The 18207-nt window shown below is 70.2% G+C and carries 16 protein-coding genes; 6 read left to right on the top strand and 10 right to left on the bottom strand.

The window, feature by feature from the left end; translation table 11 throughout:
* The first annotated feature begins 30 nt into the window (after positions 1–30).
* Complete coding sequence (gene ccrA / locus IG62_RS0123525; protein WP_030806644.1) at positions 31–1359, top strand: crotonyl-CoA carboxylase/reductase; 1329 nt, start codon at positions 31–33, stop codon at positions 1357–1359.
* A 28-nt stretch (positions 1360–1387) separates the two neighbouring features.
* Here the strand turns inward: ccrA and IG62_RS0123520 are convergent, their stop codons facing one another.
* Together IG62_RS0123520 and IG62_RS0123515 are read right to left on the bottom strand one after the other, a co-directional pair.
* Positions 1388–1858 carry a RidA family protein gene (locus tag IG62_RS0123520; protein WP_030806641.1) on the bottom strand — a complete coding sequence of 157 codons (471 nt, stop codon included), beginning with the start codon at positions 1856–1858 and terminating at the stop codon, positions 1388–1390.
* Positions 1859–1922: 64 nt separating this feature from the next.
* Entirely contained in the window at positions 1923–3185 is a 1263-nt protein-coding gene (locus tag IG62_RS0123515) for a multidrug effflux MFS transporter (RefSeq protein WP_030806638.1), read from the bottom strand.
* 227 nt (positions 3186–3412) lie between these two features.
* On the opposite strand from IG62_RS0123515, the gene IG62_RS0123510 reads away from it, so the two are divergent.
* The gene (locus IG62_RS0123510) at positions 3413–4216 is read left to right on the top strand and encodes a PhzF family phenazine biosynthesis protein (protein ID WP_030806635.1); all 804 of its coding nucleotides are present in this window, start codon (positions 3413–3415) and stop codon (positions 4214–4216) included.
* Positions 4217–4321: 105 nt separating this feature from the next.
* Here IG62_RS0123510 and IG62_RS0123505 read toward each other — a convergent pair whose 3' ends face one another.
* The 7 genes from IG62_RS0123505 to IG62_RS43340 form a co-directional block, all read right to left on the bottom strand.
* Complete coding sequence (locus tag IG62_RS0123505) at positions 4322–5353, bottom strand: zinc-binding dehydrogenase (protein WP_030806632.1); 1032 nt, start codon at positions 5351–5353, stop codon at positions 4322–4324.
* Between the two features lie 71 nt (positions 5354–5424).
* On the bottom strand, positions 5425–6480 hold the full coding sequence (locus IG62_RS0123500) for a prephenate dehydrogenase (protein WP_030806629.1): 1056 nt from the start codon (positions 6478–6480) through the stop codon (positions 5425–5427).
* 11 nt (positions 6481–6491) lie between these two features.
* The gene (locus tag IG62_RS0123495; RefSeq protein ID WP_030806628.1) at positions 6492–7811 is read right to left on the bottom strand and encodes a PLP-dependent aminotransferase family protein; all 1320 of its coding nucleotides are present in this window, start codon (positions 7809–7811) and stop codon (positions 6492–6494) included.
* Entirely contained in the window at positions 7811–8725 is a 915-nt protein-coding gene (locus tag IG62_RS0123490; RefSeq protein WP_324604643.1) for a phytanoyl-CoA dioxygenase family protein, read from the bottom strand. Before IG62_RS0123490 ends, IG62_RS0123495 begins: the two co-directional genes overlap by 1 nt.
* A complete protein-coding gene (locus tag IG62_RS0123485) occupies positions 8722–9885 on the bottom strand; it encodes an alpha-hydroxy acid oxidase (protein WP_051798467.1) in 1164 nt (387 codons plus the stop codon). The genes IG62_RS0123490 and IG62_RS0123485 overlap by 4 nt, the downstream gene beginning before the upstream one ends.
* On the bottom strand, positions 9882–10982 hold the full coding sequence (hppD, locus tag IG62_RS0123480) for a 4-hydroxyphenylpyruvate dioxygenase (protein ID WP_030806620.1): 1101 nt from the start codon (positions 10980–10982) through the stop codon (positions 9882–9884). Before hppD ends, IG62_RS0123485 begins: the two co-directional genes overlap by 4 nt.
* A 218-nt stretch (positions 10983–11200) precedes the next feature.
* Entirely contained in the window at positions 11201–11830 is a 630-nt protein-coding gene (locus tag IG62_RS43340) for a LuxR C-terminal-related transcriptional regulator (protein WP_158795077.1), read from the bottom strand.
* Between the two features lie 614 nt (positions 11831–12444).
* Between IG62_RS43340 and IG62_RS0123470 the strand changes: the two genes are divergently transcribed.
* Positions 12445–13629: a hypothetical protein gene (locus IG62_RS0123470; RefSeq protein ID WP_234326701.1), complete on the top strand. Its 1185-nt coding sequence runs from the start codon at positions 12445–12447 to the stop codon at positions 13627–13629.
* Here IG62_RS0123470 and IG62_RS0123465 read toward each other — a convergent pair.
* On the bottom strand, positions 13605–14237 hold the full coding sequence (locus IG62_RS0123465) for a hypothetical protein (protein WP_030806614.1): 633 nt from the start codon (positions 14235–14237) through the stop codon (positions 13605–13607). The two genes, IG62_RS0123470 and IG62_RS0123465, sit on opposite strands and share 25 nt — an antisense overlap.
* A 1333-nt stretch (positions 14238–15570) precedes the next feature.
* On the opposite strand from IG62_RS0123465, the gene IG62_RS0123460 reads away from it, so the two are divergent.
* The 3 genes from IG62_RS0123460 (at position 15571) to IG62_RS0123450 (ending at position 17764) form a co-directional block, all read left to right on the top strand.
* Positions 15571–16452 carry a hypothetical protein gene (locus IG62_RS0123460; protein ID WP_030806611.1) on the top strand — a complete coding sequence of 294 codons (882 nt, stop codon included), beginning with the start codon at positions 15571–15573 and terminating at the stop codon, positions 16450–16452.
* A 148-nt stretch (positions 16453–16600) separates the two neighbouring features.
* Complete coding sequence (locus IG62_RS0123455) at positions 16601–17104, top strand: hypothetical protein (protein WP_030806609.1); 504 nt, start codon at positions 16601–16603, stop codon at positions 17102–17104.
* A 54-nt stretch (positions 17105–17158) separates the two neighbouring features.
* Complete coding sequence (locus tag IG62_RS0123450; RefSeq protein ID WP_234326700.1) at positions 17159–17764, top strand: Crp/Fnr family transcriptional regulator; 606 nt, start codon at positions 17159–17161, stop codon at positions 17762–17764.
* Positions 17765–18207 lie beyond the last annotated feature (443 nt).

Genomic DNA, 18207 nt, shown 5'->3' with positions numbered 1-18207 from the left:
AGGGAGGCACCGTCAGGAAGGAACCGCACCGTGCACGAGCTCGTCGCCGCCCTGCTCGATCCGGACGTCACGGCCCGGGAGTTCGCCGCTCTGCCCCTGCCACGGACGTACCGGGCGGTGACCGTGCACCGTGCGGACGCCGCGCTGTTCGCCGGGGTGCCGCACGACGAGCGCGACCCGCGTGCCTCGCTCCACCTCGACGAGGTGCCGGTCCCCGAGCCGGGGCACGCCGAGGTGCTGGTCGCGGTGATGGCCTCGTCGGTCAACCACCACACCCTCGACTCCGCGCTGTTCGAGCCGGAGCCGACGTTCCGCTTCCTGACGGAGTACGCCCGCAGATCACCGGCCGGACGGCGGCACGACCTGCCGTACCACGTCCTGGGGTCGGACCTCTCCGGCGTCGTCCTGCGCACCGGCCCCGGCGTCAGCCACTGCCGGCCCGGTGACGAGGTCGTCGCGCACTGCCTCGTGGTGGAGCTGGACGGCCAGGACGACGCGGCGCGCGGACCGGCGCAGCGCATCTGGGGCTACGAGACCAACTTCGGCGGGCTGGCGGAGCTCGCGCTGGTCAAGGCCACCCAGCTGATGCCCAAGCCAGGGCATCTGACGTGGGAGGAGGCCGCCTGCTGCGGGCTGGTCAACTCCACCGCGTACCGGCAGCTCGTCTCCCACAACGGTGCGGCCATGAAGCAGGGCGACACCGTCCTGATCTGGGGCGCGGCGGGCGGGCTGGGTTCGTTCGCCACGCAGTACGCGCTGGCCGGCGGGGCCACGCCCGTGTGTGTCGTCTCGTCGCCGGAGAAGGCCGCGCTGTGCCACGGGATGGGCGCGGACCTCGTCATCGACCGCACGGCCGAGGACTACCAGTTCTGGAAGGCCCCGGACACCCCGGACCCCGGCGAGTGGCGGCGCTTCGCCCGGCACGTGCGGGACCTCACCGGCGGGGAGGACCCCGACATCGTCTTCGAGCACCCGGGCCGGGACACCTTCGCCGCGTCGGTGTACGCGGTCCGGCGCGGCGGCACCGTGGTCAGCTGTGCCTCCACTACGGGCCCGGCGCACCTCTACGACAACCGCTCGCTGTGGACCGGGCTCAAGCAGATCCTGGGTACGCACTTCGCCAGCTACCGGGAGGCGTGGGAGGCCAACCGGCTCGTCCTCAAGGGCCGTATCCATCCGCCCCTGTCCGTCACCCATCCCCTGGAGGCCACCGCCGAGGCCGTGTCCGCCCTGCGGGCGGGGCGCCACCACGGGAAGGTGGGCATCCGCTGCCTGGCGCCGCGGGACGGTCTGGGGGTCCGCGATCCCGAGCTCCGCGAGGACCTGCTGCCGTGGCTCACCCTCTTCCGGGACGGTTGAGCCCCGGAAGAGGGCCGGCAGGCGGGCGTCAGGCCTCGATGCGTACCACGGCCTCGATTTCGACCGCGATGCCGAAGGGGAGGGCCATCATGCCGACGGCGGAGCGTGCGTGCGAGCCGCGCTCAAAGCCGAAGACGTCGGTGAGGAGGTCGGAGGCGCCCTCCGCGACCACGTGCTGTTCCTGGAAATCGGGGGCGGACTGCACCATCACGAGCAGTTTGACGAATTCCCGTATCCGGTCGAGATCACCGAGTTCGGCATTGAGGGCGGAGAGGATGTTCAGCGTGACGAGCTTGGCGGCCTCCTTGCCCTCGTCGATGGTGAAATCCGCACCCAGGCGTCCCCGGTATTTCACCGAGCCGTCCGGATTCAGCGGGCCGTGACCGGAGACGAAGACGAGATCGCCGACCGTCTTCGTCGGCACGTAATTCGCCAGCTTCGGCAGCAGCGGCGGCAGCGTCAGTCCGAGTTCTTCCAGACGGCGTGAGACCTGACCCATTGCTTCTTTCCCCTCAATCTTGCGTACGTGAATACGTGGTCCCGCGTAGGTGAACGCGTGGTGGTCATTCGTCGGTCGGTGTCGCGGAGGCCACCGGTGCGGCCGGCGGGGCCGCCGATGGTGACGTGGGTGCGGTGGCGGAACGGGCCGTGACGGCCCGCAGGCAGTGGAACGCGGTCAGTCCGGTCAGCGCGAGGACCGCCACCAGGATCGCGAACGACCTGATGTCCGGCGGAATCTTGCTGACGACCAGGGACGAGAAGCTGCCGCCCGCCATCTGGACCGCCCCCAGCAGTCCGGAGGCGGCACCGGCCATGGCGGGGAAGGAGGTCACCCCGCCCGCCACGGACATCGGGAACAGGAAGCCGTTGCCGATGGTCACGGCCGTCATCAGCACCAGCAGCGGCCAGGGGGTCTGCGGATCGGTCAGCCCCACCGCCAGCAGCACCAGGGCGCCGCTGGAGAAGATCAGATGGCCCCGGACCAGCAGCCGGTCGATGGAGTGGCGCTTGACCAGGCGGCGCGAGACGAGATTGCCGGTGATGTACGCGGCGGCGATGCTGATGTAGCAGTAGCCGTTGATCTCGGTGCTCATGCCCAGGCGCTGGAAGATCACCGGTGAGGCGACCAGATAGCCGGTGTAAACGGCGTACCCCACCCCGAGGTTGAGGCCGTAGCCCCAGAATTTGCCGCTCAGCAGCAGCCGGCGGTAGTTCCCCACCGTCGTGCGCAGCCGCCGTGCCCGGCGTTCCGCGGGCAGCGACTCGGGCACCCGGAGGACCACGGCGACCACGGTGACCAGGGCGATCAGCGCGGTCAGGAAGAAGGGCGCGCGCCAGGAGAGGTAGGTGGTCAGATAGCCGCCCATGAGCGGGGAGATGGCCGGTGAGGCGCCGACCACCGGCATGATCGTGGTGAAGACGCGGGCCGCGGTCTGCTGGCCGTAGAGGTCGCCGACGATGGCCCGGGCGAGGACGAGCCCGGCGCCCGCACCGAGGGCCTGGAGCAGCCGCGTGGTGGCGAAGACCGCGATGTTCGGGGAGAGGGCGCAGCCGAGCGAGGCCACCGCGTACAGCGTGAAGCCGCCGATGACGAGCCGCCGGCGGCCGATCGCGTCGGACCAGGGGCCGTAGAGGAGTTGGGCGACGAGCAGGCCGACCAGGTACGGGCTGAAGGTCGCCTGGACCGCGGAGACGGAGGTGCCCAGGGCGTGGGCGGTCTGCGCCAGGCCGGGGAGGTTGATATCGGAGGACATCAGGCCGCCCACGCTCAAGGAGATGAGCACCGCGAGAAGTAAGGGCGGGACTTTGGCTTCCGTGGTCTGCATGCATGCCCTTCCGGACGCGGAATGCGCCCCCTGGGCCCGCCGCCTCGATTCCGTGGCGGTGGCCGGCGGTTCGACGTTCGGATCTGAATCCTAGTGATCGCGTGGGGGCGTAAACAGGCTCCTCTCGGACCGTTCCCCCTGCTCCGATGGGCGCTGGAATGCGGTACCAACAGCGGCAAGTGCCCTCATTTCACCTCTTGATGTCTTACCGGCAGTAGCTTCAGGCCATGCGCACCTTCATCGTCGATGCGTTCACCGACCGGCCGTTCGCCGGTAATCCCGCCGGTGTCTGTCTGCTGGAGAAGCCGGCCGAGGTGGCCTGGATGCAGCAGGTCGCCGCCGAACTCAATTTGTCGGAAACCGCTTTCGTGCACCGCGTGGGAGAGAACTCCTACGGGCTGCGGTGGTTCACGCCGACGGTGGAGGTGGACCTCTGCGGACACGCCACCCTCGCCACCGCCCATGTGCTCCACACGACCAGGGACGCGGCCCAGGACGCGACCCTGCGCTTCGAGACGCTGAGCGGGGTGCTCACCGCCCGGCGGCACGGCCGCGGTGACATCACCCTGGACTTCCCGGCGGACCCGCCGGCCGCCGAGCCGGTGCCGTTGGGGCTGGCCAAGGCGCTGGGAACCGACCCGGTGTGGACCGGCCGGGCCCGGCACGATCTGCTGGTGGAACTGGCGGAGGCCGCCGCGGTGCGGGACCTGGCCCCGGACATCGTCGCGCTGGCCGCCTTCAGCGGCCGGGCGGTCATCGTGACCGCGGCCGCCCCGGCGGGTGCCGATCACGACTTCGTCTCCCGGGTCTTCGCCCCGGCCGCGGGCATACCCGAGGACCCCGTCACCGGCGCCGCCCACTGCGTACTGGCGCCCTTCTGGGCCCAACGGCTCGGCCGGACCGAGCTGACCGGTCTCCAACTCTCCCCGCGCGGCGGCCGGGTGGGCGTCGAGCTGCGCGGTGACCGGGTGACCCTGCTGGGTCAGGCGGTGACGGTGTTCAACGGGGAGCTGAGCCCGGTGGGAAGCTGACGCCACACGGCGGCCGGCACAGGACGAGCGCCCCGCTTCCCGGTACGGCCGGGGAGCGGGGCGCAGGAACGAACAGCAACGACGACAACAACGACCGGAGGGTCCTCAGGGGCGGATGAGCACCTTGAGGGCCTCGCGTCCGGCCATGGCCTTGTAGCCGTCCGGGACGCCGTCCAGCCCGACCGTGCGGTCGAAGATCGCGGACGCGTCGAGACGTCCGGACAGCACGTCGGGGAGGAGCTCGGGGGCGTGGGCCCGGGCCGGGGCGACGCCGCCGGCGAGGGTGACGTTGCGGCGGTAGAAGCGCCGTACGTCGACGCCGTCGCCGTCCTGGGGCACACCGACGTAGCCGACGGCACCGCCGGGGCGGGCCATGTCCAGGGCGTCCCGCAGGGCCGCGCCGGTCCCGACGCACTCCAGCACCGCATGCGCCCCGTGGCCGCCGGTCAGCTCCTTGACCCGCTCGACGGCCTCCGTGCCGCGCTCCGGCACCACCTCCACGGCGCCGAACCGCCGCGCGAGGTCCGTCCGCGCGGTGTGCCGGCCGAGGACGATGATGCGCTCCGCGCCCAGCCGGGCCGCGGCCAGCACACCGCACAGCCCGACCGCGCCGTCCCCCACCACGGCGACGGTCCGGCCGGGGCCGGCCTGCGCGGCGCGGGCCGCGTGGTGCCCCGTGCACAGCACGTCGGACAGGGCGAGCACCGCCGGCACCCGAGGGTCGTCCGGTTCCATGGGGAGCGGGAGGAGGGTGCCGTCGGCCTGGGGGACGCGGACCGCCTCGCCCTGACCGCCGTCCAGCTCCCCGCCCCAGAACCCGCCGTTCAGGCAGGAGTTGGGCAGCCCGTCCCGGCAGAACTCGCAGGTGCCGTCGGACCACTTGAAGGGCGCGAGGACGAGGTCTCCGCGGCGTACGGAGGTGACCTCGGCGCCGGTCTCCTCGACCACGCCGATGAATTCATGGCCGAGCCGCACCCCGTCCGGGTTCGGCGGCATCTTCCCGTAGCGCCACAGGTCGCTGCCGCAGATCGCGGCGTGGGTGACCCGCACCACGGCGTCGGTCGGCCGGTCGATCCGGGCGTCGGGCACCTCCTTCACCTGGACGTCCCCTGCCCCGAACATCACTGCTGCCCGCACGGTCGTACTCCTGGATTCGCTCGACGAGGGCCGGTCCGGCCCGGTACGGCTCGGGGATCACGCGCGGCGCGTCAGGTGTGGACGGTCCACTCGCGGCGCCGGAGTTCGGCCGTGAGTGTGCCGGCCGAACCGTCCGCCACCAGGAGTTCCGCCAGTCCGGCGGAGCCGTCCGTGGCGTGCTCCAGGTGGACGTCCTCGATGTTCGCCCCCACCGCCGATGCGGCGGAGAGCAGTCGGGCCAGCTCACCCGCCCGGTCACGCAGGACCACCCGAACCGATGCGTACGCTACGGCAGTTCCGCCGGGCTTGCCGGGGATCCGGGCATATCCCGTGTTGCCCCGTTCGAGCAGACCGGTCAGCTCCGCGGGGTCCGGGCCGCGCAGCGCGCGGCGCACGGTGTCCAGGTCGCCGGCGAGCCCGTCCAGCACGGCCGCCACGGCCTCCGCGTTGGTCGTGAGGATGTCCGTCCACAGTCCGGCGTCGCCCGCGGCGATCCGGGTGACGTCGCGCAGCCCCTGGCCGGCGAGCCGCAGCGCCACCTCTTCCCCGTCGTCCAACCGGGCCGCCATCAAGGTGGCGAGGAGGTGCGGGACATGGGAGATGAGCGCGACGGCGTGGTCATGGGCCTCGGCATCGAGGACGACCGGCACCGCGCCGCACAGCCGGACCAGTTCCAGCGCCCGCCCCAGAACGGCCGGTTCGGTCGCCGGGTCGGGCGTGAGCACCCACGGCCGGCCCTCGAACAGCTCGGCCCGGGCCGCCAGCGGACCCGAGCGTTCCCGCCCGGCCATGGGGTGGCCGCCGACGAAGGAGCCCAGGTCACCGCCGCGGGCCGCGATCCCGTCGAGCGGCGGGCCCTTCACGCTGGCGACATCGGTGTACGCCCGCGCCAGACCGTTCTTCTGGTGCTCCTCCAGGACGCCGGCCACGCTCCCGGGCGGTACCGCGAGCACCGCGAGGTCCACCTGACCGGGCGGTGCACCGGCCGTCCCGGCGCCCAGTGCGGCGGCGGTGCGGGCCGCGTCGCGGTCCCGGTCGATCAGGTGGGTGGTGATGCCCCGCGCCGCCAGGGCGAGGGCGACGGAGGTGCCGATGAGCCCGGTGCCGACGACGGCGACGGTGCGCAGTGCGTTCGCGGTCATCCAGCGCCCTGGGTGATCCGCTGGATGATGTGCGCGGCCAGCCGGCGCACCCCCTCCTCGATCCGCTCGGGCGTCAGGTAACTGGCCGAAAGCCGCAGTTGGCGCTCTCCGCCGTCGCCCAGGTAGAAGTAGCTCATCGGGGTCCAGATGACGCCGTGGTCGCGGGCCGATTCCTCCAGGAAGGCGTTGTCGACGGCGAACGGCAGGGTCAGGACGAGGAAGAACCCGCCGTCCGGCACGTTCCACCGCACCTCCCACCGGTCCTGCGGCAGATGGCGGGCGAGGGCGGCCAGCAGCGCGTCCATGGTGCCGCGGTAGAACTCGATGAGGTCCTTGTTGGCGTCGCGCAGCCGGCACCCGTGCGTCAGGAGCATGCCCCCGATGGCCGCCTGGGCGATCGCCGGGGTGTTCACCGTGACCATGCTCTTGATCTTCGACAGTTCGTCGGCGAGCAGGGTGCGCTCGCCGTTCTCGCCGATGACCGGCTGATCGGCGATGACGTAGCCGACGCGGGCACCCGGGAAGCAGGTCTTGACGAAGGAGCCGAAGTAGATCACCCGGTGCCGGGTGTCCAGGGACTTCAGGGTGGGCCGCTGCTCCCCGGTACGGCTGAAGAACCCGTACGGGTTGTCCTCCAGCAGCAACAGGTCCTCCTCCGCGGCGAGATCGAGCAGCGCGCGCCGCTTCCCGGTGGGCATCGACGCCCCGGAGGGGTTGGCGAAGTCGGGGATCACGTACACCGCACGCGGCCGCTTGCCGCGGGCGCGGAGCTCCCGGACGGTGGCGCGCAGCGCGTCGAGGTCCAGTCCGGTGCCGTCCTCGGGTACCGGCACGGTCGCGGCGTCCAGCACCCGCGCGGCGCCCGTGATGCCGACGTAGCCGGGGTCGGTGACCAGCAGGACGTCGTCCGGCCCGGCGATCAGCGCCCGCAGGACCAGGAGCATCGCCTCCTGGCAGCCGACGGTGACCACGACGGCCGACGGGTCGGTGTGGATGCCCTCGTCGTGGGCGATCGTCCGGGCCACCAGCTCGTGGATCTGGCCGTTGGTGCGCCCGTACTGGAACAGCGCGGTGCGCACCTCTTCGGGTGAGCGGCCGAGGTCCTGCTCCAGGTGGCGCGTGTAGGTGTCGAGGTAGCCGCCGATCCGGTCCACCTCGAAGAACCCGTCGTAGGGGCGGCCCGGACCGAACGAGATCGCCTCGGGGTACCGCAGCGTGACCTCGTTGAGGAAGTTCATCACGTCGAGCAGCGGGTCCGAGAGGGACGAGTGCAGATCGGCCGGCCTGAGCTCGGCGTCCGGTCCGGGCCGCGGCATTACGCCTGCTCCTGCCAGAGCACCGGGCAGAAGTCCGGGTCCGTGTAGTCGGGGTTGCCGCCCGCGTCCTTGCGGACGAGGACGTCGTTGTTGTAGACGACCCGCTCGCCGGTGGAGATCTCGAACGGCCGCCACTGGTTCGTCCGGTCCTGGAGGTGGAACGAGATCGCCCGGCGCGGGCGGTCGCTGCGGTTCAGCCCGCTGCCGTGGTAGGTGCGGCAGTGGTGGAAGCTGATGTGCCCCTTCGGGATGACGACGGGCACCTTGCGGACCGAGACGTTGTTGAAGGCGGCGTTCTCTTCCAGCATCTCGTCCAGCTCGGAACGGTCCCGCTCGGCGAAGTGCTTGGTGGTCGCGTCGTTGCCGCCGATCTCCTTCCACCGGTGGCTGCCGTCGACCATGGTGATGGTGCCCATCTCCTCGTCACAGTCGTGGAAGGGGATGAAGGCGGTCAGCATCTCGTCGGAGGTGCAGGTCTGCCAGTAGTGGCGGTCGAAGTGCCAGGGCACGATGTTGCCCTCGTCCTCGGGCCGCGGCGGCTTGTAGATCAGGGTGCTGTTCCACAGCCGTATCTGGCTGGTCTCCGCGATGCGCGCGGCGACCGCCCCGATGAGCGGCTTGGACAGGATGCTCCGGATCGTGTCGTCCTCGTAGAAGATGTAGTCGTTGTGCCGGTGGACGTCGCCCTTCTCCGGCTCCCAGTACGCCAGCCGCGGCGGCCGGACCGGGAGGGTCCGGTCCCGGTGACCGGCGTAGAAGCGCTCACTGGCCGCCACGAGCGTGTCGACCTCGTCGTCGGTCAGCAGCTTCTTCGACAGGTACCAGCCGTGCTCCTGGTAGAACAGCACGTCGTCGTCGGTGGGCAGCAACGCCCGGTCGTGGTCGCTGAGCTGGAACGGCTCGGTGGTCATCATGGTCCTTTCCGAAGATCCGGGTCCTCGTACGATGCGTTCGGTGCCGCCGCGGCCGGGCCGCGGGCCAGCAGCGCCGGGTCGAGGGCGGCGAGGGAGGGGCGGCCGGCCAGCGCCATGGCGTCCTCCAGTTCGTCCCGCAGCAGGGTGAGCACCTCGCGCGCCCCGGCCTCGCCGCCGGCGGCCAGTCCCCACAGCACGGGTCTGCCGACGAAGACCGTCCGCGCGCCCAGCGCCAGCGCCTTCAGCACGTCGGTCCCGTGGCGGATGCCGCCGTCGAGGAACACCGGGCAGCGGCCGTCGACCGCCGCCACGACCTCCGGCAGCGCGTCCAACGTGGCGACGGCGCCGTCGAGTTGGCGTCCGCCGTGGTTGGACACCACGATCCCGTCGATGCCGATCCCGGCGGCGCGGGCCGCGTCCTCGGCGGTGAGGACGCCCTTGAGGAGGAGCGGCAGCCGCGTCTGCTCGCGCAACCGGTCCAGATCGGACCAGCTCAGCGAGGGGTCGATGAAGGCGTCGGCGTGCCGGGCCAGGGCGGAGCTGCCGTCCTGCCGGTCGTGCAGGAAGCCGGTGACCTCGCCGTCCAGGTTGCGGGCGACGACGCCCGGGGGCAGGTGGAAGCCGTGCCGCACCTCGCGCAGCCGTCTGCCGAGCCGCGGGGTGTCCACGGTGAGCACCAGCGCGCGGAACCCGGCGGCCTCCGCGCGCCGCACCACCGTGCGCAACACGTCCCGCCGGTGCAGCCAGTAGAGCTGCAGCCAGAGCGGTCCGGTGGCCTGTGCGGCGAGGTCCTCGAAGGTCCGGCTGGCGAAGATGCTGACGATGGTCGGGATCCGCAGCCCGGGCGCCCCGGCCGCCCGCACCGTGGCCACTTCCCCTTCGTCGCAGGCGAGTTGGTGGTAGGCCATCGGCGCGATGCCGAGCGGCGCGCCGACCGGGTCCCCCAGCACCGTGGCCGACAGGTCACACCGGGAGACGTCGGCCAGCACCCGGGGCCGGAGGCGGAGCCGGCGGTACGCGGCGCGGTTGGCCCGAACGGTGCTCTCCGTACCGGCTCCGCCCTGGATGTAGTGCCACGTGGCAGGGGGCAGCCGGTTCTTGGCGAGCGCGGCGTACCCGCCGACGGTCAGCGGCCGGGGGGCGGGATCGGCGTCGGTCATGGAGCGCCGGTGAGGGCCTGGGCCCGCTCGACGGCCTCGTAGAGCCCCTTGATGTTGCCGCTGCCGAAGGTCTGCGCGCCGCGCCGCTCGATGAGTTCGAGGAAGAACGTGCCCCGGGCGTGCGGCGAGCGGGTGAAGATCTGGTACAGCAGCCCCCAGTCGTCGCGGTCGGCGAGCACGCACAAGTCGCGCAGCACCTCCAGATCACCCCCGAGGGAGCCGACCCGGTCCTCCACCGCGTCGTAGTACGTGGCGGGCGTGTGCAGGAATTCCACCCCCTGCGAGGCGATGTGCGGCACGGCGGCGGCGATATCGGAGGTACCGAATGCCAGATGCTGAACGCCGGCGCCGCCGTGCGCGTCGAGGAAGGTGTCGATCTGCCCCGGCTTACGCCGCACATCGGGCTCCAGGAACGTGAAGGTGACGGCCCCGGACGGACTGCGCACCACCTTGGATTCCATCGCCTGGTCGCCGACCTCGATGAATTCCTCGAATGCCTCGTCGAACCCGAGGCCCTTTTCGTAGAAGGCCACGGTCCGGGCGAGTTCGCCGGCCGGAAGGCACACGGCGAAGTGATCGAGCGAATGCAACCGCGGTGCGTCGCCGGCGGCATGGTCGGACAGTGCGCCGGGCTGCGCGCCGGGGCCCGTCGCCTGCAGCCGAGGGTGCGGCAACTGCCCCTCCGCGCCGTACTGCACAAAGGTGTGCACGGTGTCTCCGAAGGCCCTGACCGCGGCGGACACGGCGACCGAACCGTCCTCGTACTCGACCTCGGCCGGCTCCGCCACCACCTCCGCCCCGTGCTCGACGGCCCGCCGGAACGCGCCCTCGGCGTCCCCCGTGCGCAGCGCGACGTTCGCCACTCCGTCACCGTGGCGCGCCACATAGCGGGCCACCGGCCCGTCGGACGTCAGATCGGACGTCATCAGGAGGCGAATGTCCCCCTGCCCGAGAAGAATGGACCTGCGGTCCGCAAGTCCGGTTTCCGGACCGCCTTCGGCAAGCGTGCGGAAGCCGAATGCGGTGCGGTAGTAATAGGCGGCTTGCCGGGCATCCCCGACATGGAATTCGACATGGCTGACGGTGAAGTCGCTCAACGGGTCCCCCGCTGTTTGTATGGCGAGATGCGGCCCGCCGGCCACCTATATCGGGCGGCCGGCCGAACCGAAAGAGCGAAACAAAATTAACCGCTGGTACACACCTGACAGAACACACCTTCGGAGACTTGCGGTTCCTCGATCGTCACCCGCGCATACTCCGATCGTCGCCCGCAGGCCGCGCCGCCCGGCGCCCCCAACACCGCACCCCTCGCCGGCTACTCGAAGATCCCCTGCTGATACGCGTACAGCCCGGCCCGCAGCCGGTCCGGCTGCCCGATCTTCCGCATGGCCTGGGTCAGATGCTTCTTGACGGTGGCCTCCGCCAGGAACAGCTCCGTGGCGATCTCCGCGTTGCTCAGCCCCCGCGCGAGCTTGCCCAGCACCGCCCGTTCCCGCTCGGTCAGGCTGGCCTCGCCCGGACTGGGCCCGTCGATCGCCAGCGTCAGTTCGACCGGCTGCACCTTGGGCGCCGGCAGGAACACCGCACCGCCCAGCGCCACGGTCGTCACCGCCCGGATGATCTGCTCCTCATCGACCGCCGGATCGATACACCCGTGCACGCCCCCCGTGAGGACCTGCGAGACCTCCACACTCGTCTCCGCGGGATGCAGCAGTATCGCCTTCGCCCCCGGCGCCCCGTTCACCGACACCAGCCGCTGCGCGGCCGCCGCGTCCGCGGTCAGCCCTTCCCTCGTACCGACGAGGATGACCTCGGGCTGCTCCTCACGGGACGCCTCGATGGCCTTCTTCGGATTCCCGAAACTACTGACCACCCGCAACTCCGGTGCCGCCGTCAATATCGACCGCAACCCGGCCCGCGTCACCGACTGCTCCGCCACCAACATGACCCGCACCACGGGCCGGGCCGGTAACTCCCCCAACACCCCTGCGGCCCGGTGCCCGTGCCCTTGAACGCCCCCACCGTGCCCCTGACCGCTCACCCACTCTCGGCCGTTTCCCTGCGCCTGGCCGTTCACCTGCGATAACTGCGCTGCCTCCAGCACCGTGATCCCCCGTTCCTCCAGAGAACGTCTCTCGCCTCAGAACAATGTCGTCGAGCCGGTCAAACAGGACTGTAAGCCCGAATCACCTCCGATCCTTGGGCTCCCTGTTCACCATTGAGCAAAAAAACGACCGGTGCGTCGGTGCTTACGGGGAGCTATAGGGGGAGGTCAGGAGGGTGGTTGCCCGAGTCATCAATGTGCCCTGCAGAACAGGGGAGTCGGGAGGAGTCAGGGCCGTTATTCGGAGCCTCCACCATTCCGGTATCGCTGGGCAATGCACCACCAAAACGGTACGGAGCGGCGCCGCATAACCAAGGAATCGCCGACAGGGGACGAAGTCGATGGTCACGGACGGCAGGAACGGCCGCCCCGCCACGGTGTCCGAGAATCGTTCCGCCGCAGACAGGCGGTCTTGCGCCGGCCGTTTCGCGGCTCTGACAGTAAGGGCCTGCGGGGTGGCTGAGGAGCGTGAGGGGGACGATCTCGTGCGGCCTGGCATCGAGGGGATCGACGAACTGCTGCGGGACCGCCTACTGATCATGGTCAACGACCGGTCGGCGATCGACGTGCTCCCGTACGTCCCGGCCCGCACGGGCGGGCTGGTGCTGACCGGCGCTGCCGCACCGGTCAGGTGCCGGGAGATACGCAACGCCCGGCCCGAGATGGTCGTGGTCACGGACCACGGTAGCCACACCGAGCACATCGCCTCCGTCGACGCCCCCTTCGGCCTCAAAACGCGTGGGGGCTGGCGGGAGTTGGACGTCACCGGGCTCAATGAGGTCCTGGACGGCCAGCGCGACAACAGGGCGTCCTATGCGGTCACCCCCACATGCTTCATCGAGGGCGACGAGACGGCAGACCTGCCGGTGCTCAACGCCGTGATCCGTCAGGCGAACCAGCTGCGCCGCCAGGACACGGTGGTGCTGGTGCCGTGCAGCTGGCGCTGGTTACGACGCTCGTGCGTGTCCCACCTCTCCGAGCAGATCCAGGCATGTCGACACCCGGTGGCGCTGATCCTGCAGGCGGACGGTGACCCGCTGGACCGCGTTCAGGCGCCCGAGGGCCTGCGGCAGTTGTGCCGTTCCTGCCCCCGGCTCGTCCTGTGGCGCACGGACCTCGCAGCCTTCGACGCGATGGCCCATGGGGCGCTGGGTGCGGCTGTCGGGGCTTCGGCCGTGCTCCGCCATGGTGTGGCTCCGCGGCCCGGCACCGGGGGTGGCGGCCACAAGCCGTATCCGGTGGTACTGGTCCGGCGCCTGCTCCGTTACCACCGCGTGGCGACGCTCCAGGACTGGTTCGCCCACATCGCTCCGTGGACCTGCGACTGCGCGGTGTGCGGGGGAGCGGCTCTCACCCGCTTCACGGACAGCGACGCCCACACGGTTGCGGCACTCCGGCACACCGTCTGCGAACTCTATGGACTGCATGAGGAGTTGGACGCCACCCTGCCCGGCGACGAGCGCATCGGCTGGTGGCGTCAGCAGCTCGCGGACGCCTGGGAGTACCACCGCCTGTTGGCGTCCCAGACGGATACGGAGGTCGCCTTCCCCAAGGTGCTTCAGTCCTGGCGCCGCCCCTGTCCGCCCGCGCTGCCCATGGTGGGGAGGCGCCGGGCTCAGGACAGGTCCCGGCCGAGTTGACGCCAAGCCTGCTCGTGGAAGAGCCACTGAGCGGCGGAGTGACGCCGGGGACGATAGGGCGCGGGCTCCAGAAGCCAGCGCAGGCCCGCAGGCCCCTGGGTGGCGACGCCGACTCCGTAGAAGCGGGCCTTCAGAAGGAGCAGGTCCGTCTCGGGGTCATCAGGCGGTTCAGGCATGCGCCGCCCTGGTTCTGGCCCGGGGTGCGTGATGACGACCCCGCGGGCGCAGAACGGCGCGAACTGTGAGGCGTCCCGGACCGCGGAGTCCCATGCGCGGGGCGAGATACCTTGCGGCCCGTGGACGAGGACCAGCTCGACGCGGGCAGCGGGCACGACCCGCCGTACGGCGATGCCCGGCCCGTCCGCGAGGTCCACGACCCCGGGCGGTGCGGTGCGCAGCGTTCGCAGAGCATGCGCGTCAAGGAAGGACAGCGGTACGGGGCAGTCCACGGGCAGGTCGTGCAGGACGGTGAGCAGCGCCCGGCTGTCGACGGCCCCGAGACCGGACGCGGAGCGGCGGCGGGCCTCGTCGGCGAACACGGTGGTAACGGCCTGCACCTGCTGGCCACGCAGCCTCAGCCCGACGAATGCCTGCTCGGCCAGCAGCATCTCTGGTGTCCTTGTTCCGGTCGCTCGGGGGCGGTCTGTGGGGCGGCCCGTGGTGAAGGCGGGGCCCGTTCGCCTTGGTTGTCTATCAGCCCCGCCCGCTCCGGGCACATCGTTGGACGGAATGTGGCCGCCCGGCCGTCGCGGGTGCCCCGGCAGGTTCACCTCCTGCCGGGCACCGGGCCATCCGCAGGTCCGGTCGATGACGCCCGGCGTGCTCGGCCGGTGACGGCAGCGCTGCCGGTCTGGTGACCGGGGAAGCGAAGAGCCCGACCGCCACGGCGGCGGAGCCGAACGCCGCGACGGTCAGGGCGCCGCTGCCGCCGAGCGCGCCGGTCAGGAGCCCGGCGGCCAGGCCACCGAGCGCGCCGCCGCCGAACAGCAGTGTCCGGAAAGCCGCTGCCCTCTCCACGCACTTGAGGGAGCGCTGCGCGGTACTGGCAGAACCCGCTGGCGCGCGAACTACCGAGCTGAACGCCCACCCGGATGCCGGCAGACGGCCTGCACGCGAGCACCCGCTGCTTCCCGGCCGAACAACCGGAAGCCTGCCTGAGGCTCGGTTTCGAGGCCGCGGAAAACCTCACCGACCTGTCCGAGGGCGTCCGCCGCCTCGGCGCGGCGGCACGGTGTCCGGTGGGGGTGAGGGGCGGCGCGTTGTGGGTACCTGGCAATGCGCTGATCAGAGGGGGCTATGGGGTGGTTCCAGGGTGACGGCGCGCTGTGTTCTTCGCATTGCCCAGACGCACCCTGGCAAGGTCCGGCAGGATCGGGGGTGCTTCGTCAGACATGACCGAAGGGTGCGATCCGTTTGAACATGTCCACACTTCAGAAGGCCCGCCGACTGGTCGCCCTCCTGGCATCGGAAGACCCCGAAATGACGGCGGTCGAGTTACTTCAGCGCATCGACGAGCTGGTCAAAGACCTCCACTCAGTCACACAACAGTCGACTTGCCGGAACTGCCACAAACCTATTGAGCGAGTTCCGGGCGAGGACAGCTGGGTGCATTGCAACCTGGATCGCAACCGGGGCTGCCGGGCCGCATCCTTCGACAACGATGCTGAGCCTGCCTGGGATGACTCCCTGTCCCGGTCTTGGAAGGCCCAACCCCAGCCCTGACAGCTCTCCGGAACTCCGCGACTTGAGCAAGCGGTGCCCCAACGGCTGAGAAGCGGTGGAGCGGCGTCCGTCAGGTAGCCCACGCCTCAGGACGTGAGACCGATCCGCAACTGGGAGGGCTGCACAAGCCCTCTCACCCTTCACCTCCTCACTCTCCAGGAGACCGACGTGAGTGGCCAACCCTCGCTTCCCACTCCCAGGTCCGCCTCAGCACAGGCGATGACCGCGTCTGAGATCGACGAAGCCTTGTCCACCCTGGCACGCTGCTCGGCTGTCCTCCTCAAGGAGTCGCAAGCTGAGCAGCAACGCGTGGAGGAGTTGAACGAGCGAAGCGAAACCAGCATCCAGCAGCACGCCGAAGGCCGGGGATCGCCGTACGACGCGGAGTACGCGCTCCTCTCTGTCCGTCTGAGGCTGGCCATCCAGTGCGCGAAGGCGCACCGCGACGCCGCACATGAATTCGTCTGCTGGTGGATGGACGCAGCCGTGACGGCGTGGAACTCCGCGGTCCACGGGACACCCATGCCATATACGCGGCTGGGCGCGGCCGCACCAGACACCCTGATGCTCGATGAGGACCTGGCGGTCCTGCCTCGCGTGGATGAGCAGACGCGAAAGCTACTGGAGCTGGGCTCCTTCCTGGGCGCACCCCAACCAAGCACGGCCCCCGGGACCGACGACGGCCTCTCCACCATGATCACCGATCTGGCAGCCTGTTCCGGCGTGTCCATTCAGCGAAGTGGGACAGACGCTATCGAGGTGGTGGACGACGACGATCCGGAGGCGCGGCGCCGTCGCCTCTGGGGAGACTGCTGGCTTGAGCTCCGCATTCCGACGCTTCCCGCCGGTGGCGAACTCGATGCCCTCCTCGGCCGCGCCCCCCGCGAAACCGCGGACCGCCTGCTGAACGCGGCCCGGGCAGTCGTCAGTGCGGCCATGGCCAGCCTGCGTATGTCCGAGTTGGAAGACACGGGGACGCCCTGGACACCTGCCGAAATGGACGAGTACGACCAGCTCTCCGCTCAGCACGACCGTCTGACGCAACTCCTCGCCAACTACGCGCAAGCCGTCACCGAGAGCCTGGCGGATATGCGGGCCTAGAACTCCAGCAGCCGCGCCCTCAGCCTGCAGAACGTCCTGGTGAAGACCTTCCACAGCCGGGCAGTTGAACATGCCGAAGGCAGCGTCGGCGCTCCGGCCGCTGTCGTAACGTAGGCGCACGATCACCACGGGATCTGGGGGGGGATCCATGGAACCGAGAAGCGCTGCCGCCGCCGGCAAAGACTTCCCGTACACACTGGGCACCACCTGTTACATCGAGGTCCATAAGGACGGCAGAGTCACCCAGGGCGCGAGAACTGACGCCTATCAACGGGCGCTCGCCGGTGAATCCCGCCTTTTCGCTGTCTGGCCCGGGCAATGGCGAAGCGACCTCTTCGCCATTGACGATCTGGACGAATTCGCCCGCGCACATGGCATCGTCCATGATGAAGGGCGAACTGGCCTCGCTGACCACGTCCACGACGTGGAATGGGCTTTGACGGCCCGCGAGTCGAATCCTCGCAGCCAGTACGTCAGCATCGACCTACGCCTCGCCTGTGGATGTTCCGTCAACGCCCGCCGCACCTTCGCTGCGCAGATGAGGGAGCAGCGAGGTTGGGACATGGCAGTCACCGGTGGCTGGGGCCGCCAGACGGATGAGAACGGCACCACGTACACGTTCCGTGTCCGCCGTCGAAGCCTCAGTTCTTGAGCGACCTGAGCCGCGGACGTGCTTCAGGGACAGCCAGGCGGACGGAGAAGGCGATTGCTGACGGGCGAAACATGGCGCGAACTGCTGGCCCAGGGGGTGCCTCGCACCTTTCCTGGACGCAGCGTGATGCTGAGACAGGGTTCCTCAGGGACGTACCTGCTCGCTCTCACCGAAGGGCTCGCCAAGGTCGTGTGTCGGCAACCGGGCGGAATGGTGACCTGGCTGGCCTTTCGAGGGCCGGGCGACCTGCTCGGAGAGGTGTCCGTTTTCAACGGCACTCCGCGCACGGCGGAAGTGGTGGCGCTTACCCCCTGCACGGCTGTCGTTCTGGAGGCGGAACGGTTCCGCCGTTTCATCGATCAGCGTGGGCTCATCATGGACTTGATGCGCCAAGCCCTTTTCCGACTACGGGAGTCCGACGCACATCGCGCTGAACTGCTGACCTTCCCGTTGGTCGTCCGGCTGGCACGGGCCCTTCTACGGCTGGCCGAACTCACTTCGCCCGGGCAGGAATCGGATGTCGTTCGGCTGACCGGCCTGAGCCAGGAGGAGATCGCCCAGGCGACCGGAGTGCAGCAGAACTCCGCCCGGCGTCCTTCCGTCCCCGAAGAGAGTAATAGGGGCAGGGGCGACGGCTACGTGACGCACTCTGCCGACTGACGCGACTTCAAGAGGCCGCCGCAGTAGCCGCGGTATCTACTGCGGCACCACCCCGACGTACCACCGGCGCGTCCTGTCGGGGCGCTCTTGCCGTCTTGTGTCCAGCCCGCTCCCGCAGAGGGCTTTCTGCGGGACAGAGGGAATCTGGCAGGGCGGTGTAGCAGCGGCATAAGCAACGGAGACGAACCCGAGCGGCGGCGCGGCCGCCACCCTGCGCCCTCAGGCCCCCTCTACCGACCCAGAATTCCTATCCGTCCGCCCCTCTGACGCCTCGACAGATGAACCCGTAGAGCCGGCGCAGACGACCAGCACATGGAAGGGTGCGAACGGCCCCTGAACGCAGGAAAGCCCCGCACCATACGGTGCGGGGCTTTCCCACAAAGATTGTTCGGCGGCGTCCTACTCTCCCACAGGGTCCCCCCTGCAGTACCATCGGCGCTGAA

It is taken from the genome of Streptomyces sp. NRRL S-337 (assembly GCF_000720175.1).
Classification (GTDB): Bacteria; Actinomycetota; Actinomycetes; order Streptomycetales; family Streptomycetaceae; genus Streptomyces; species Streptomyces siderophoricus.
Note: the sequence above shows the minus strand (reverse complement) of the source record. Positions and strands in the feature narration are given on the sequence as shown.

Bases quoted from the DNA above. Each gene is read 5' to 3' on its own strand.
- IG62_RS0123460 (WP_030806611.1), top strand. From the start codon at position 15,571: ATGACCGCGTCTGAGATCGACGAAGCCTTGTCCACCCTGGCACGCTGC.
- IG62_RS0123495 (WP_030806628.1), bottom strand. From the start codon at position 7,811: ATGCCGCGGCCCGGACCGGACGCCGAGCTCAGGCCGGCCGATCTGCAC.
- IG62_RS0123465 (WP_030806614.1), bottom strand. From the start codon at position 14,237: ATGCTGCTGGCCGAGCAGGCATTCGTCGGGCTGAGGCTGCGTGGCCAG.
- IG62_RS0123510 (WP_030806635.1), top strand. From the start codon at position 3,413: ATGCGCACCTTCATCGTCGATGCGTTCACCGACCGGCCGTTCGCCGGT.
- IG62_RS0123455 (WP_030806609.1), top strand. From the start codon at position 16,601: ATGGAACCGAGAAGCGCTGCCGCCGCCGGCAAAGACTTCCCGTACACA.
- IG62_RS43340 (WP_158795077.1), bottom strand. From the start codon at position 11,830: ATGTTGGTGGCGGAGCAGTCGGTGACGCGGGCCGGGTTGCGGTCGATA.
- IG62_RS0123520 (WP_030806641.1), bottom strand. From the start codon at position 1,858: ATGGGTCAGGTCTCACGCCGTCTGGAAGAACTCGGACTGACGCTGCCG.
- IG62_RS0123485 (WP_051798467.1), bottom strand. From the start codon at position 9,885: ATGACCGACGCCGATCCCGCCCCCCGGCCGCTGACCGTCGGCGGGTAC.
- IG62_RS0123515 (WP_030806638.1), bottom strand. From the start codon at position 3,185: ATGCAGACCACGGAAGCCAAAGTCCCGCCCTTACTTCTCGCGGTGCTC.
- IG62_RS0123490 (WP_324604643.1), bottom strand. From the start codon at position 8,725: ATGATGACCACCGAGCCGTTCCAGCTCAGCGACCACGACCGGGCGTTG.